Annotated in this window: 14 protein-coding genes; 5 read left to right on the forward strand and 9 right to left on the reverse strand. The window is 31.2% G+C overall.

Annotation, left to right across the window (positions count from 1 at the left end):
- Positions 1–55: 55 nt before the first annotated feature.
- Positions 56–1,561, reverse strand: a complete 1,506-nt coding sequence (locus MHH94_RS10290) for a bifunctional metallophosphatase/5'-nucleotidase (protein ID WP_258175255.1) — start codon at positions 1,559–1,561, stop codon at positions 56–58.
- A gap of 158 nt (positions 1,562–1,719) precedes the next feature.
- On the opposite strand from MHH94_RS10290, the gene MHH94_RS10295 reads away from it, so the two are divergent.
- Positions 1,720–3,192 (forward strand): ATP-binding protein, encoded by a 1,473-nt coding sequence (locus MHH94_RS10295; RefSeq protein ID WP_058592496.1) that lies wholly within the window; start codon positions 1,720–1,722, stop codon positions 3,190–3,192.
- Between the two features lie 36 nt (positions 3,193–3,228).
- Here MHH94_RS10295 and MHH94_RS10300 read toward each other — a convergent pair whose 3' ends face one another.
- From MHH94_RS10300 to MHH94_RS10325, 6 genes are all read right to left on the reverse strand, one after another.
- A complete protein-coding gene (locus tag MHH94_RS10300; RefSeq protein ID WP_058592497.1) occupies positions 3,229–4,581 on the reverse strand; it encodes a TrkH family potassium uptake protein in 1,353 nt (450 codons plus the stop codon).
- A 16-nt stretch (positions 4,582–4,597) separates the two neighbouring features.
- The gene (locus tag MHH94_RS10305; protein WP_048542038.1) at positions 4,598–6,283 is read right to left on the reverse strand and encodes a S1C family serine protease; all 1,686 of its coding nucleotides are present in this window, start codon (positions 6,281–6,283) and stop codon (positions 4,598–4,600) included.
- A gap of 212 nt (positions 6,284–6,495) precedes the next feature.
- Positions 6,496–7,317: a TerC family protein gene (locus MHH94_RS10310; protein ID WP_058592499.1), complete on the reverse strand. Its 822-nt coding sequence runs from the start codon at positions 7,315–7,317 to the stop codon at positions 6,496–6,498.
- 220 nt (positions 7,318–7,537) lie between these two features.
- On the reverse strand, positions 7,538–9,100 hold the full coding sequence (locus MHH94_RS10315; protein ID WP_058592500.1) for a peptide chain release factor 3: 1,563 nt from the start codon (positions 9,098–9,100) through the stop codon (positions 7,538–7,540).
- 13 nt (positions 9,101–9,113) lie between these two features.
- Positions 9,114–9,353: a YueH family protein gene (locus MHH94_RS10320; protein ID WP_025905650.1), complete on the reverse strand. Its 240-nt coding sequence runs from the start codon at positions 9,351–9,353 to the stop codon at positions 9,114–9,116.
- Entirely contained in the window at positions 9,343–10,827 is a 1,485-nt protein-coding gene (locus MHH94_RS10325) for a UDP-N-acetylmuramoyl-L-alanyl-D-glutamate--L-lysine ligase (RefSeq protein ID WP_325867784.1), read from the reverse strand. Before MHH94_RS10325 ends, MHH94_RS10320 begins: the two co-directional genes overlap by 11 nt.
- A gap of 127 nt (positions 10,828–10,954) precedes the next feature.
- Between MHH94_RS10325 and MHH94_RS10330 the strand changes: the two genes are divergently transcribed.
- The 4 genes from MHH94_RS10330 (at position 10,955) to ltaA (ending at position 15,323) form a co-directional block, all read left to right on the forward strand.
- Positions 10,955–11,677: an ABC transporter ATP-binding protein gene (locus MHH94_RS10330; RefSeq protein WP_267749030.1), complete on the forward strand. Its 723-nt coding sequence runs from the start codon at positions 10,955–10,957 to the stop codon at positions 11,675–11,677.
- Positions 11,670–12,803 carry an ABC transporter permease gene (locus tag MHH94_RS10335; protein ID WP_232156538.1) on the forward strand — a complete coding sequence of 378 codons (1,134 nt, stop codon included), beginning with the start codon at positions 11,670–11,672 and terminating at the stop codon, positions 12,801–12,803. The genes MHH94_RS10330 and MHH94_RS10335 overlap by 8 nt, the downstream gene beginning before the upstream one ends.
- A 170-nt stretch (positions 12,804–12,973) precedes the next feature.
- On the forward strand, positions 12,974–14,149 hold the full coding sequence (locus MHH94_RS10340; RefSeq protein ID WP_058592504.1) for a diglucosyl diacylglycerol synthase: 1,176 nt from the start codon (positions 12,974–12,976) through the stop codon (positions 14,147–14,149).
- Positions 14,127–15,323 (forward strand): lipoteichoic acid biosynthesis MFS flippase LtaA, encoded by a 1,197-nt coding sequence (ltaA, locus tag MHH94_RS10345; RefSeq protein ID WP_119469820.1) that lies wholly within the window; start codon positions 14,127–14,129, stop codon positions 15,321–15,323. Before MHH94_RS10340 ends, ltaA begins: the two co-directional genes overlap by 23 nt.
- A 69-nt stretch (positions 15,324–15,392) precedes the next feature.
- Here the strand turns inward: ltaA and MHH94_RS10350 are convergent, their stop codons facing one another.
- Together MHH94_RS10350 and MHH94_RS10355 are read right to left on the reverse strand one after the other, a co-directional pair.
- The gene (locus MHH94_RS10350; protein WP_048542024.1) at positions 15,393–15,899 is read right to left on the reverse strand and encodes a YjcG family protein; all 507 of its coding nucleotides are present in this window, start codon (positions 15,897–15,899) and stop codon (positions 15,393–15,395) included.
- A 35-nt stretch (positions 15,900–15,934) separates the two neighbouring features.
- Positions 15,935–16,684, reverse strand: coding sequence for an esterase family protein (locus MHH94_RS10355; protein WP_078355608.1), 750 nt, complete (start codon positions 16,682–16,684; stop codon positions 15,935–15,937).
- Positions 16,685–16,741: the final 57 nt, after the last annotated feature.

Here is a 16,741-nt window from a genome sequence, read left to right on the forward strand (position 1 = left end):
AAATAACCCCAAAAAAGTTTAGCAATTATGCTAAATTTTTTGGGGTTATTTTATACTAGATAACTTTAAAATGATGTTCTAAATCATATTTACCCTTTGATTCTGTTAGTTCTTCAATCATATATTCAATGACTGTCTTCTTCGCTCTCTCATACGTGGATTCAGAAATAATTTTATTTACGTGTCTAAATAAATAATCTGTCATAATAACTGAATATGAATCTTCTAAATCAATACTATCTATGTTAACTCTACTGCCTACAGGTTTACTCAAATCAATCGTATATTCAAAGCCTTTCCATACAGTCATAAGTGTCGGTTCTAAAATATGGTCATTATATTTAACCGTGTCCCCTTCTTTATACAGTGCTGTAGCTGTTCTTTCTATAATGCGCTTTATTTCAGCACCAGATAAATTAATTTTGACCGGTTTATCAGTATGTACATATGATTGATAGACATCTTTAACTTGTAGCTCGCCACGTAAACCGTTACCTGTCGGATTCCCAATTTGCGCACAAACAAAATCAGATTCTTTAAATGCTCTCGTCATACTCTGTTGAATACATTCCATAAACTTATGCGGTTTAATAAATAAGTCCGTTAAATGTTTATAATCTAGCACAACAGGTACGTCAACGACGCTTTGTTCAGACCAATGTTGGACAGCTTTTTGGTCGAAATACGTTAACTCTAATAAATCTCTATCTTCAGGATAACTTGAGATTTCTACGTGCTTAATAGACGTATCGATAATTTCTACTGAATTAGCTCTTTTCTTGAATTGAATTGACATGTCTACAATATTTGTAGCATCTTTACCTGGTTGTATAAACTGTGTTTCTTCAACTTTTAGATCAACAATATGTTCTTGATGTCCAGTAATAATAACATTTACACCTTCCGTACTTTTCGTCATACTTTCTGCATTATTACTATAATATGATCTATAATTATTTTTATCTGTATAAGTGTGCAAACCACCATGGTATAACATAATTAAGAAGTCAGGGCTTTCTTTTTCATGTAAATATCTCACCCATTTTTTAGCTGTCGTCATGGACTCACCAACAAGCACTTCGTCTTCAAACTCAACATTTTTGTTTTCCATAAGGCCACTAGATGTAAATCCTATGATACCTATTTTTATACCCTCTACATATTTAATCGTATAAGGTGTTGTAAAATATGGTTCACGTGTTTTACTATGTTCAATATTTGCTGCTAACCAAGGAAATCTACTTAATGCAATAGATTTATTTAAGAAGTCTAACCCAAAGTTGAATTCGTCAGGGCTAACACCACTTGCATCAAATTGCATTTCATTCATCACTTTAATCATTGGATTTCTCTTATATGGGGCAATTTGGGCATAATAAAAAGCAAACATTGAACCTGATAACATGCCACCATTATCTAACAATAAGACATGGTGATTTGTTTTGCGTTTATGTTTAACGTAAGTGGCCATCTTTAGAATGTTACCACTAATACCACTTTTTCCTATTTGTCCATGTAAGTCAGAAGTAGCTAATAAATCAATTGTTATGGTTTCATTCATATTCAATGCTATCCCCACCTTTTTTATTTATTTTACCATTTTTAAATACTGTTAGGGCAGTATAAGAACATTTGGATGGAAAATTTATTTAATATGTATTGGCAATAATTGTTAATCATAATATACTCTATTAGTAATCAATAAACTTGGAGGCAATAATGAAATCATTTAATAAATTAATTATCATTAATTTTGCTATCGCTTTAGTCATTTCATTAATGATTGGTATTATTATAAGTAAAAATTATACAAATAGAGTTAATCAAAGATTAGAAACGACAAAAGAAATTGTAAACTTAAAAATTAATACCTTTATAAATGAATCAAATAGCATTTCTGAATCTTTAACAACCATTTTATCTAACAGCCGAAACGAAAAATTTATTAATCAGTTTTTAGAGGATAATCACGCAAGGTATACTTGGATTGACCATATTTATATTTTGAATGATCAAAAACAAATCGTTTATGATTCTAAAGGAACTGATTATACCTCTCTTAAAGATTTTAACAAATATAAATTTCATTTTCCTTTTACAGCTAATTCAAGTTTAAGTAGTGAAAAAGTTTCATTAAAAAATGCCAATACATTATTATTAACCAATCATTTAAAAGTACAAAACAAAGACTACACTGTTGCTTCAGAAATAAATATGTCATCATTTAAGAATGAAATTAATTTAATCTCTAAAAGATATCATATTCAAGTTAATGGTATCGATGGTACTGAAATTTATCAAGTTGGAAAAAAATATAAGCATTCTAAATCCATAAATTATTTATATGATCAATTACCTATCTCATTAACAATTAGCGGACAATATAACTTTATGACGCGCATTATTTTACCGAGTATTTTTATATTTTTAGTTGTATTTTTATTATTATCTATTGTTACACTTATATTCAAAAATAGATCCGAACGATTAGAACATGAAAAAGTAATTGAACAAGCAAATAGTGAAAAGCTTAGACTAATTGGTACACTCGCTGCCAATACAGCACATGAAATTAAAAATCCACTTACTAGCATTAATGGATTTATTGAACTAACTAGAATGAAATATGATAGAGATAAACAAGACTATCATTTTAATATTATTTCAGAAGAACTAGATAGAATTAATAATATCGTTACACAATTTTTATTTTTAGGAAAGCCAACCAACCTTACCTATTCAAATGTAGACATTAATCAATCTATCAAAGAAGTTTCACAATTTTTGAAGTATGAGCTTGAACAACATAACATTAATATTACTTTAACATTACCAGGTTCTCCTATTGTTGCATTTATTTCAGAAGATCAATTAAAACAAATTCTCATCAATCTTATTCAAAATGCTAAAGATGCCTTATTAGATATAAAACAACCAGAAATTGAAATTCAATTACAACGTACACATGCAAACCAAGCTACTATTATATTTAAAGATAACGGTGCCGGTATGTCTAAAGAAACACAACAAAAGATATTTGATCCTTTCTTTACAACGAAAGAATCTGGTAGTGGCCTCGGTTTATACTTAAGTAAGAAACTCATTGAAGATTGGGAAGGCGAAATTAGCGTATTTACGAATATGACTAAAGGTACTACGTTTATAATCACCATACCTACTATTAATCCATAATAAAAAGCAAGCGGCATAGTCGCTTGCTTTTTATATTTAACCTATTTGTATACGTTCTTTAGGATAATGGAATTTATCAGGTGTTGATTTTCCACCTAACATGACGACGAAACATAATAGTCCTACCCGACCTATAAACATCAACATCATGATAACGATTTTAGATCCTAATTGTAAGCCATCTGTAATGCCCATTGATAAACCACATGTCCCAAATGCTGACATCGTTTCAAAGAATATAGATAACAAATCATGTTTACCATCTTCAAACCGAACGACAGATAGTACACCAACAAACGTTATCGCTAATGCAAGTGAAATAACTGCAAATGATCTTTGTATATCAATTGGATGTATTTCTCTATTGAAAGCTTTTATCGTTGTTCGACCATTACTAAAGTTCACTAAATATAATATCAGTATCGTAAATGTTGTCGTTCTTATACCGCCACCTACTGAACTTGGTGAAGACCCTATAAACATTAGCCCGCCTAAAAAAAAGTTTGTTGCTTCAGTAAAATGACTTAAATCTATAGTTGAAAGTCCAGCACTTCTTGTAGATGAAGATTGGAACATAGCATAGAATAAAGCTTTATGCCACGAAACATCTTTAAATGCATTTGAAAACTCAAATAAATAAATCACGATTGTGCCTAGTAAAAATAAAAACAAATAAGTGGCACTCGCTATTTTTGTGAAAAGCGAGAACCTAAAGTTTGGAATTGTATTTTTCATGTATGTTTTGACTTCAATCAACACAGGGAACCCTATTGCACCTAACATAATAAGTAACATAATGATTGTTTGAACGAAATAATCATTAGCATAAGGTGCTAATGATTCGCCCGTAATATCAAGACCACCATTTGTAGTTGCAGAAACAGATGCAAAGATACCGTGATGTATCGCTTCTTTCACCGATCCAATATCTTTATAGAAATAAAATGATAACAATATCGCACCAATGACTTCAATCATTAAAATTGTTCTCACAATATCTAATATTAACTTAACAACACCATTCATAGCATTTGAATTGCTATCTAACATAATTAATTGGCGTTCACGTAAGCCGATATGTTTACCTAAAATGACCCAAAGTAATGTACCAATTGCCATTACACCTATGCCACCGATATTAAGAATAATAAGGATGATAGCTTGTCCAAATGTGGTAAATGTATCTTCAATTGTAACAGGCGTTAACCCCGTTACACTGACACCAGATACAGCAACAAATAATGTATCAACTGGTGCGATTTTAACACCAGGTTTAACAACATAAGGTAAATTTAATAATAAAAAGGCGACAATAATTGCGCCCAAATAATATAATACAATACCCTGCTGTGGAGTCATTTTTTGAAAAAAGTATTTTATAATGGACACAAATTGTCACCTCTTATTATTTCAATGTTAATTTTTTCGTTATTTCTTTTCCATCTCGGATAAGCTTCAAGTTAACACTGTCGCCTTTTTTATGATTATTATATAATTCTTTTCTAAATTCAAGATTATTTTCAATTTTTGTATCGTTAATACCAACGATTACATCATTAAATTTAACGCCAGCTTTGTCCGCATTACCGTCTTTTGTAACACCAGTAATGGCCATTCCTGATTTATATTTATCGGGTAAAGATATTTGTGACTTTTCACTATCACTCATTTTAGAATAGTTTTGAGCCATGATACCTAATTCTGGACGTTCAATTTTACCGTTTTTCTCTAATTTATTAATGTAGTCAGTAGTGTCATTAGAAGGAATTGCAAAAGCCATACCTTCTACATTAGGCATATCGATTTTCAACGATACGATACCTATTAAATTACCTTGTGAGTCTAATATAGGTCCACCTGAGTTACCAGGATTGACTGCAGCATCTGTTTGGATAGCTTTAATTTCCCAATCATACTCGTCATCACCATTAAAATCAACAGGAACTTTTCTGTCTAGACCTGAAACAACGCCTGTAGAAATACTATTTTGAAATTCAGAACCTAACGGACTACCTATTACAATAGCTGTTTCACCTAAAATCAAATTGTCTGAGTCCTCAAATTTAATTGGTTTAAAATCTTCAGTTTTTTCGATTGGAATCGTTAAGACTGCAATATCAGACCATTGATCTGAACCTAATACTTTACCGTCATACTTTTTACCATTTGCTGTTGTAATAATTGGTTTCTTATCAGTTGATACAACATGTGCGTTTGTTACTATGTATGCTTTTTTATTTTCAACTTTATAAACGACGCCTGAACCGACGCCGCTATTTTCTTCTTTTTCCTTAGCTGAAGATTCTTTCTTACTAGATACATCTGAATCTTCATGAGATACACCCACGACTGAGTTTTTAGATTTCTCTACAGCTTCCATAACATTCGTAATTGGTTTTTGGAATCCTTTTTGAGATTGCTTTTCTTCAATTGTTTTTCTACTTTCGTTAGGAGGATTTACATTTTGGAATATACTCCACACTAAAATAAATATTAATATGATTGCTAAAATGATTGCAATGATTGGCCAATGTTTTTCTATTTTAGTTAAAAATGTATTGAGAAAACTATTTTTATTTTGAGATTTTTGTTCTACTTTTTCATCATGTTTAGCGCCGAGCTGTTTATTTATTTCAAAGTCATTATCTTTAGAAAAAGTTTTACCCGTCTCTGCCTGTTTTTGTTCACTTACTTTTTCATATCTAATCTCTTCAGGTTCTTCTTCAGAGTCTATTCCGTGGTGTTCATCATCTGTTTGAACTTCATCTTTATGTAATACTTCATCTTGTTCACTATATTCTTGATGTGATTCAGCAAGTCGGTCATCATCTAAATCAATTGTTGGATGCGATTTAGATTCTTCTTCTTGTTTTTTGATTTCTTCTTTTGTTAATTTTTCAATACGTGCTTTTTGCATATTTTCCTTAACACGTAATTCATTTTTCTTTTGAAGTTCTCGTTCATTCGCTTTTTTTATTTCATTTTCTTTTTTCTCTTGTTCGATTCTTTTTTCACGTTCTTCATTATGAAAAAATTCACGTCGCTGTCTCTTATATTCATTTCTAGGAATGACATGCTTTTTTCGTGACATTTATTGCCCTCCTCAATCTAAACACTTAATGTATCTATTATGCCATATAATACTAAATTTATTAACATAAAACCATTGTAATTCTCAATATTATACACCTATTTTTACATATATTTGCAAATTCATTCAATATGAATTATTTATTTTAAAAAAACATAAAAAACACCAACAAAGTCAACTATAAACTTTGTTGGTGTTTTGTCTAATAAATATTAATTTGTTGTCTTTTTATTATTACGTACTGAAGTGATCCAGCCAATAATAACGAGTAATAATAATACTGACCAGAATATTGATTGCCATAATATGCCATGTGGGAAATCATGAGGTAATACACCAATTTCATCATGTGCCAATACAATCACAAACAGTTTAATACCTACCCAACCTACAATAGCAAATGCTGCCGCTTCTAAATTTGGATATTTATTTAATAATTCAACAAAGTATGTTGCTGCAAATCTCATAATAACAACACCAATAATACCACCAACAAACATAACACCAAACTGACCAGCATCCATACCACCAAAGTGTATACCTAGTGCTGGTAGTGTCACCGCGATAGCGAAAGCTGCTAACATTGAGTCAATTGCAAATGCTATATCCGCAAATTCTACTTTTAATACCGTCATCCAGAAGTTCTTTTTCAATTTATGATGACCGTGTCCATCTGAAGGAAATTCTGATTCAGAGAAATCATCTTTAGCTTCTACGTCGTCTGGCGTCTTGAGCTCTTCACCTTTATGCTTTCTAAAGTCTATCAAATTCTTAATAGACATATAAATTAAATATAATGCCCCTGCCGCTTGAATTGGCCAGAAGTTAGCTAAGAAACTAATTAAGAATAATGATAAAAATCTAAACACAAACGCTCCTAATAAGCCATAGAACAATGCTTTTTTCCTTAAATCTTCTGGTAAATGTTTGACCATTACGGCCATAACAACAGCATTATCTGCAGCTAATAATCCTTCCAGAAATATTAATACAACTAATACCCAACCGTAACTAATTAACAAACTCGGATCCATCTATTCACACTCCATTCTTTTTTTTGTAAAAAACAAAAGAGACCATGCCTAATAAAAGGCAAAGGTCTCACTTAACATTTATATGATGTCCATATTACCGGAAACTTACGTTTCGTAATGACGATAATATGCTAGAATTTTTAAGTTCTAAAGTTACTCCCCTTCGACAAAGTCGTAGGTCTATTTAGTTTTACTTAATTATTATACAATGTTTTGTTCATTATAACAAACTAAATAATTTAATTTCTGGGAATTTATCTTCAAACCATCTAGTTGCAAATTCATTTTCAAACAAGAATACATATTGATCATATCGGTCTTTAACTAAAATAGATCGACTTGAATTCATATTGTCCGTAATATCTTTTTCATTTTCAATCCATCTTGCTATTTTCTTACCAACTTGTTCCATAACAACATCAACATTATATTCATTTTTCATACGATGCTCGAACACTTCAAATTGTAATTGTCCAACTGCACCCAATATGATTTGATTCGTGTGCAAAGTTTTATAAAGTTGAATCGCTCCTTCTTGAACTAATTGTTCAATCCCTTTATGGAAATGCTTTTGTTTCATGACATTTTTAGCGCTAACTTTCATAAATATTTCAGGGGTAAATTGAGGTAAGGATTCAAAATGGAATTTTTGATTTCCGCCTACAAGCGTATCACCAATTTGATAATTTCCAGTGTCATATAACCCTATAATATCACCACTAACAGCATGGTTTACAGTTTGTGTATCATCTGCCATAAATGAAGTTGAACGTGTGATTTTTTGTTTTTTCTTATTACGTTGAAGTGTAACATCCATGCCTCTTTCGAATGCACCACTCACGACTCTCATAAATGCGATTCTATCTCTATGTCTTGGATCCATGTTAGCTTGTATCTTAAAGATAAATCCTGAGAAGTCTGGATCGAACGGATCAACAACATCTCCTTCTTCAGTCTTGCGGCCACTTGGCATTGGCGCATAATCAACATACGCATTAAGGAAATTTTGAACACCGAAATTCGCTAATGCTGAGCCGAAAAATACCGGTGTTAACTCTCCAGCTAACAATAATTCTTCATCAAATTGTTCACCGACTTCATCTACAAGCATTAACTCATCAATTGCCTGTGCAAATTGTGAATCATTTTTGATTGGATGATCTTCTTCTAATTCATAGTCGTCATTTAAATGTAAGATATTCTCTTCATCTCTGAATGGCTCAATTGTCTTATCGGATCTATCGATAATTCCAAAGAAATTCTGTCCCATTCCAATTGGCCAATTCATAGGATAAGTTTCAATTTCTAATGTTTTCTCAATTTCTTCTAAAAGTTCAAAAGGCTCTTTACCCATTCTGTCTAATTTGTTAATAAATGTAAAAATAGGAATACCTCTCATTTTACATACTTTAAACAATTTCAACGTTTGCGGTTCGATACCTTTCGCACAGTCAATAACCATTACAGCACTATCTACAGCCATTAATGTTCTATACGTATCTTCAGAAAAGTCTTCATGTCCTGGTGTATCTAATATATTTATGTTGTAATGATCATAATCAAATTGCATAACTGAACTTGTAACAGAAATACCACGCTCTTGTTCTACTTTCATCCAGTCACTTGTCGCAAACTTCCCTGTCTTTTTACCTTTAACGGTACCTGCTTGTCTAATCGCACCACCAAAAAGTAATAATTTTTCAGTCAATGTTGTTTTACCAGCATCTGGGTGGGATATTATCGCAAATGTCTTTCTACTTTCTACTTCTTGTTTAATCGTCACAATTCATTTCTCCTTATAATTCGGATGTCCATTGGCTAATTCTATTTGCTAATTCATTTGCTTCATCTTCATCAAGTACATTAAACAAATGCAAGTACAAATGCTCAATTAAAGATTCTCCGTATAAATCGTAATCTACTTCAATAGACCAAAATAAATCCGGAATCGAAATCACAAAATATTCTTCTTTTTTATTTTCATATATATAAACTTTACAATTTAAGTTTTGCGAATGACTTTCTCTAATCTTCACTTGGCTTTCCTCCATATTTTTCATATGCTGCCTCTAAACCGATTAAATCATCTCTATGAGGCACTTTAATATGTCCAGGCATGATTTGATATGGTTCTCTCCCTTTAGATGCGAGAACAACTGTATCACCTGGCTCAGAAATTTCTATTGCATGTTTAATGCCTTCTGCTCTATCTTCAAATTCTACATAATTATTATGTGTCGCTCCTTTAGCTAATTCTGCTGTTAACATTTTAGGATCATCATTTGCAGGATTATCTGGCGTAAATATCACATAATCTGCTCGACAACTTATTTTACCCATTTCTGGTGTTTTTGTTAAGTCTCTTTCTCCTGCCATGCCAACTAAGAATATTAATTTTTGTTTTACAAATGGTTTCACTGCATCTATTAATTTATCCATTCCATCTGGTGTATGTGCATAATCAATAATTAAATCTATTGGTAAGTTTCTATCTAATACTTCTAAACGCCCTTCAACTGCAGGCATATTTCCAACTGCTTTAGTAATATCGTTTAATTCATAACCTTGTGCCCACAAACCTATAATGCTCGCTAATAAATTAAGGACATTAAATTTACCTAAATAAGGTGACTGTACCTTGTAAGAACCAAATGGTGTTACAAGTGTAAAACGCACACCGCTTATAGATTCTTCTATATCTTTAGCCATAAAATCCGCATCGTTATCAATGCCATATGTAAATATTTCGAACGGTGATACTGGTATTAATTCTTTTATAAATGGATCATCTGCATTCAATATGACATATTTGTCTTTTCTGTAGTCTTGACCTAATTGGCTAAATAATAATGATTTAGCATGTCCGTAAGCTTCCATCGTACCATGAAAATCTAAATGATCTTGTGTTAAATTTGAAAAAATAGCGATATCAAATTCTAACCCTCGAAGTCTACCGATAACTAACCCGTGACTTGAGACTTCAAATGTCATACTCTCACATTCTTTATCAACCGCTTCAACGATATGTTTCGTTAAAGTAACGGTTTCTGGAGTTGTATTGACACCTTTTGTAACTGTTTCATTAATTTGAAAACCGTTTGTTCCTAAATATGCACTATTTTTACCTAAACCTCTCGTTAAATGATGAATCATTGTCGCAATTGTCGTCTTACCATTTGTACCAGTTACGCCAATTGTCGTTAATTTTTGACTAGGAAAATCAAATAATACATGACTAAAGATACTTGCCACTTTCAATGTATCCTTAACCACAATTAATAATACCTCATCATTTAATTCTACATAACGATCACTCACAATGACACTACATCCTTGCTCAACCACATTCGGTATAAATTTATGACTATCTACCGTATATCCTTTTGATGCCACAAATATAGAGCTTTCTTGAGCATTTCTTGAATCTGTCGTAATATCATGAACTTCTTGGTCAATTTGACCGTAAGTTTGTTTAATTTTTATTTTATTTAATAACGTTTTAACATTCATCGTTATTGCTCCTTTATTTTCAATAGGTTTATTATACACTTTCTTATGTTGATTTTATAGCTTAGACTATAACTATAAACAATTATAAAATAAGTGAGCGTTTACTTTTAAATAAAGGGGTGCTTTTATGATTAATATTCAATCCATATCCAAATCTTATGGAAAAGCAGTTATTTTAAAAGATGTAACAACTCAATTTGAACCTGGTTTAATAACAGGTTTAATTGGCCCATCAGGTGCAGGCAAGACGACTTTAATCAAATGTATTTTAGGCATGACAACTATGGATTCTGGTACAATTACGATCAATGGCAATCGTATTCCTAACAGAGAAATTTTAAGGTCTATTGGTTACATGTCTCAAAGTGATGCTTTATTTGATGATTTAACAGCTGTTGAAAATTTGAAATTCTTTGCGAAATTATATATTCATAAAGCACTTAAATTAGATATCAACGAACAAATCGAACGCACGCTGAAAATTGTCAACTTAACACACGAAAAACATAAAAAAGTTAAAGCATTTTCTGGAGGTACGAAACGCAGATTATCTCTTGCAATTAGTATGATTCAAAATCCAGACATATTGATTTTAGATGAGCCAACAGTTGGCATCGACCCTAGATTAAGAAAATCAATATGGAATGATTTGTTTCAATTTAGAGATGAAGGCAAGACAATTCTTATTACAACACATGTATTAGATGAGGCTGATAAATGTGATTGTTTATTACTAATGAGAGAAGGCCAAATTATTTCTTATGGTACGCCAAATGAAATTAAATCATCATATAACGTAAATACGATTGAAGATGTCTTTCTAGCGTTAGGAGATGGTGTACATGATTAATATTGCCACGCGAATTTTCAAACAAGTCATAAGAGATAAACGTACCCTTATGCTCTTACTCGTTGCACCGTTATTAATAATGACGTTGATTTATTTTTTATTTAACTATTCAGATGAGTCAACTGATCTAAAAGTGGGTACATATCAAGTAAACGATCAAATCATTTCAACCCTCAAAAACCAAGATATTAACATTCAGACTTATTCAAATCAACTAGATTTAAAACATAAATTTAAAGCTGATCATTTAGACGGTTTTCTATCATTAGACGATAACAAACTAAATATTACTTACGAAAATACTGATCCAAGCAAAACGAGTCAATTAAAGTTAACCATCAATAAATTGATCATCATGCAAAGCACAAAACAATTGTCATCTGTCGTTAATCAACAAGGGAAAATCATTCAGTCTATAACTCAACAACTACCAAAAGCCGAAAAGTCTCAAGTTTCGGCTAAATACCCAAATCATATAACAAAGTTAGATGCCAAAGAGTATTATTTACATGGTGATAAAGATACAAATTATTTTGATACTATAAGTCCTATTTTAATCGCATTTTTCGTATTCTTCTTTACATTCTTAATTTCAGGTATTTCATTACTCAAAGAAAGAACATCTGGAACTTTAGAAAGAACATTATCATCACCTATTAAAAAACATGAAATTATTTTAGGTTATATAATAGGTTATGGTACATTTGCCATCATACAAACAACTTTGATTGTTTTATATGCTATTTATGTATTACAAATGGTTACTGAAGGCAACATATTATTAGTATTTATTACGAATGTACTCATGTCATTTATAGCACTTACACTTGGTTTATTGTTATCGACATTCGCATCATCAGAATTTCAAATGATTCAATTTATTCCTTTAGTTGTGATTCCTCAAGTCTTTTTTGCAGGAATCATACCAGTGGAAAGCATGCATAAAGTACTCGTATATATCGCACATATCATGCCGTTATATTATGCAGGTGATACCATTCAAAATGTTATGTTAAGAGGCTATCACTTATCAGATATTTATATGAATTGGATAATACTATTAGGTATATTCTTCTTACTGTTAGTATTAAATATGATTGGTATGAATCGATACAGAAAAGTTTAACCAAATCACATGCATAATCACGTATAATTTGTTAAATATCTCCAACTAAAACATTGATATAGTATAAAGTTTTTATATTAATTTTGTAATTATATGCAATATCTTTTCACAAAATAGCTAAAATGCGTTAAACTATCATAGAAATTAAATACAAATACGGAGTGTGGCTAATGGTTTCTCAAAACAAAAAATTATTGATTATTACAGGTTCTTTCGGTAATGGTCATCTACAAGTTACGAATAGTATTGTGAAACAATTTGGTGAAATGAATTTAAATCATTTAACTGTTATTGAGCATGATTTATTTTTGGAAGCACACCCTATTATGACTTCAATTGCGAAACAATGGTATATAAACAGCTTTAAGTATTTCAGAAATATGTATAAGTTCTTCTACTATAGTAGACCTGAACAAATTGATAAATGTTTCTACAAATACTATGGATTAAATAAATTATTGAATTTACTTATAAAAGAAAAGCCTGATTTGATTTTGTTAACTTTTCCGACACCAGTTGTATCAGTTTTAACGGAACAATTCAATTTAAATATACCTATTGCTACAGTTATGACAGACTATCGTTTACACAAGAACTGGGTAACACCACACTCAAATAGATACTATGTAGCAACGAAAGATTTGAAAAATGAAATTGAATCTATCGGTGTAGAAAGCGATGCAATCAAAGTAACAGGCATACCTATTTCTAAACAATTTGAGCAACCAATCGATCGATATCACTGGTTAACGAAACACAAACTAGATCCAGACAAGAAAGTTATTTTAATGTCTGCTGGTGCTTTCGGTGTATCAACAGGTTTCTCAACTATGATTAGTAAAATAGATATGTATGCTAAAGACACTCAAGTTGTCATGATATGTGGTAATAGTAAAAGCTTGAAAAATGAACTTAGACATCATTTTAAAGATAATGATAATGTGCTGATACTCGGCTATACGAAACATATGAATGAATGGATGGCATCTAGCCAACTTATGATTACTAAACCAGGTGGTATCACTATTTCAGAGGCGTTCTCTAGACATTTACCACTTATATTCTTAAATCCAGCACCTGGACAAGAGTTAGAAAATGCTGAGTATTTTAGACAAAAAGGATACGGTAAAATAGCACACACGCCAGAAGAAGCGACTAAACTCGTTATTTCACTCATGAATCAACCATCTAGACTTAAAGAAATGACACAACTACTAGAAGAAAATTATATTGAAAAATCAACAGAAAATATTTGCAAAGACTTACTTTCATTATTAAGTGATTCACTTTCTTATAATGAAGTTTATGGAAAGGTTCCTATGTATGCCAAATACTTCATCAGATAAAACATTTCACAAAAAAGATTTTCGGTTAATGCTCATCATATTATTTATGATGGAATTTGCGAGAGGAATGTACATTTTAAGTTATTTACCAATTCTACCAACAACCACTGCTAAAGTGACTGTTGGTATTACTTCTTTAGCTATTTCTTTACACTTTATTAGTGATGCATTAACGAATTTCGTAATAGGTTTTCTTCTAAAACGATTTGGTCCAACAGTTATATTAACGTGTGGATTTATATTAGCATTTACGAGTTTAGCACTCATTATTTTCATACCATCACCTATCGTATTTATTTTAAGTGCCATATTATTAGGTATCGCAGTTAGTCCAATTTGGGTCATTATGTTATCCAGTGTTGACGAAGTATCTAGAGGTAAACAAATGGGATATGTTTATTTCAGTTGGTTAGTTGGATTATTATCAGGTATGATTTTCATGAATTTACTATTTAAACTACATCCTACGAGATTTACATTTATGATGGCTTTATGTGTACTTGTTGCATGGATATTATTCTATTTTGTTAAAGTACAGCTCACAAATTACGAAAGTAAATCTGTTAAAAAACAACTACGTGAAATCGTACAAGTAACAAGAAGACATTTATTGCTATTTCCAGGTATCTTTTTACAAGGATCTGCAATCGGCATGCTTGTCCCTATATTGCCAACATACGCAACAAAACATATGGGTGTTACGACACTAGAATATACACTTTTACTCATTGTTGGCGGTATTGGATGTACCATTTCGATGTTATTCTTTTCTAAATTGATGGACAAACATTCTAAAGCATTTACACACCTTGTGATTTTTATAGGATTTTTAGCATATAGCTCATTTATATTTGGATTAACCGTATTAACACAATTATTTATCGTTCTATTGATTGCTTTACTCATTGGTACGATTTATGGGCTACTCTTACCAGCATGGAACACATTTATGGCTGGTCAAATTCATAATAAAGTGCAAGAAGAAACATGGGGTGTCTTCAATAGTGTTCAAGGATTTGGAACAATGATTGGCCCCGTATTAGGTGGGTTAATATCTGAAGTATTTAGAGATGTATATTATACAATTTATGCTTCAAGTATTATGTTCTTATTCTTAGCATTATTCTACGGCACATTCTTTATTATAAATTATAGAAAAAGAAAATCAGCATAAAATAAAAGGAAGCAGAAGGGATTAAATTAATACCTTCTGCTTCCTTTTTTATATAAGATAAATTGAAATTTATCCTAAAGTATATGAAGCTTCTTCAGACCAAGTTTCGTCTTCATTTTGCTTCATAAGTTTAATTGTATCAATTGTTTCTGAATGATCTATACCAGCCATTCTTACTTGACCATAAATATCTTCAAATTCTTGGCTTGAAAGCCCTTGTGCAATTGTAAAGTGTGGTACGAATGGATGTGTACTCTCACCATAGAATGCTTCATTATTAAATTTACTAAATAAAGATTCTAATTCATCCGTTTTAGTCACTTTAAAATAAATAACGTTTTTAGTAGGTGCAAAGCTAGATGCCTTAGACACTTGAATATTTAATGGTTCAAATTCCTTAGCTGTTGTTTCTAATTGTGATTTCACTTCATTTAATTTACTATCTTCAATTTCAAATTTCTCTTTAATTGTAATATGCGGTGCAATTAACGCATAGTGTTTGTCATATCTCTTACGATATGCATTCACTTTTTCTTGGAATGGTTTAGACGGAATAAGTACGATGCCTAATTTCATAATGATACTTCCTCCTTTGTTTTTCTACATTATTATTATATCAAATTTTTTTGATTTTGATGACTTAAAAAGTAACTTAACATATTTGGTAATTCAGGCTTCCATGTTTTCCATGTATGTCCACCATCTAATTCAGTGTATTCATATGTTAAATCTTCCTGTTTAACTCGTTCACTGAATGATCGATTCGGTGTTAAAAAGTCTGCCATATCTCCACTAATAAGTTTGAAAGAATCTTCTTCTTTACCTATATAATGTTTGATTGTTAATAGATGTTTAGATGAGCAATTATTAAATGCTTCTATTACTGTATCGTTGATTAGTGGACTGAACAGTCCTGCTTGACTAAAATGATGCGGGTATTCTAAACATGTCATTAAAGCGATACTTGCTGCTAGACTATCGCCTAGTAACATTCTTGCATTACCTACTTTCAAAGTTGAGAATGTTTTATCAATATAAGGACATAGCTCTTTCACCACAAATTGTGACGTTTCTTTTCGATATTCTCCATCGGGATGAAATTCTGTTCTTCTCTTATCTACATCTTCATAGTGAACACCGACAATAATTGCCCTTTCTATCTCATCATTTGTTCTTAATTTCTCGTATGCCCGATGAATTTGACCAAATTGGAAAAAGTCCCTACCGTCAAATGTAATAATCACATGATGTTTATATAGATCTGTATAGTCTTTAGGTAAGTAAATTGAGATTGTCACTTCCCTTTTCAAAAATTTACTTTCAAGTTTTATTTGGTCAACAAGACCTATTTTTTTATCCATAAAGAACGCTCCCAACTGTACATATAATTTTATTGTACAGTAGAGAGCGTATATTTG

The sequence above is a fragment of the Mammaliicoccus sp. FSL K6-3158 genome (genome assembly GCF_038005105.1).
In the GTDB taxonomy this organism is placed as follows: Bacteria; Bacillota; Bacilli; order Staphylococcales; family Staphylococcaceae; genus Mammaliicoccus; species Mammaliicoccus sciuri.

Coding starts and splice junctions, on each gene's coding strand:
- MHH94_RS10290 (WP_258175255.1), bottom strand. CDS start 1,561: ATGAATGAAACCATAACAATTGATTTATTAGCTACTTCTGACTTACAT.
- MHH94_RS10295 (WP_058592496.1), top strand. CDS start 1,720: ATGAAATCATTTAATAAATTAATTATCATTAATTTTGCTATCGCTTTA.
- MHH94_RS10305 (WP_048542038.1), bottom strand. CDS start 6,283: ATGTCACGAAAAAAGCATGTCATTCCTAGAAATGAATATAAGAGACAG.
- MHH94_RS10310 (WP_058592499.1), bottom strand. CDS start 7,317: ATGGATCCGAGTTTGTTAATTAGTTACGGTTGGGTATTAGTTGTATTA.
- MHH94_RS10325 (WP_325867784.1), bottom strand. CDS start 10,827: ATGAATGTTAAAACGTTATTAAATAAAATAAAAATTAAACAAACTTAC.
- MHH94_RS10330 (WP_267749030.1), top strand. CDS start 10,955: ATGATTAATATTCAATCCATATCCAAATCTTATGGAAAAGCAGTTATT.
- MHH94_RS10335 (WP_232156538.1), top strand. CDS start 11,670: ATGATTAATATTGCCACGCGAATTTTCAAACAAGTCATAAGAGATAAA.
- MHH94_RS10340 (WP_058592504.1), top strand. CDS start 12,974: ATGGTTTCTCAAAACAAAAAATTATTGATTATTACAGGTTCTTTCGGT.
- ltaA (WP_119469820.1), top strand. CDS start 14,127: ATGCCAAATACTTCATCAGATAAAACATTTCACAAAAAAGATTTTCGG.
- MHH94_RS10350 (WP_048542024.1), bottom strand. CDS start 15,899: ATGAAATTAGGCATCGTACTTATTCCGTCTAAACCATTCCAAGAAAAA.
- MHH94_RS10355 (WP_078355608.1), bottom strand. CDS start 16,684: ATGGATAAAAAAATAGGTCTTGTTGACCAAATAAAACTTGAAAGTAAA.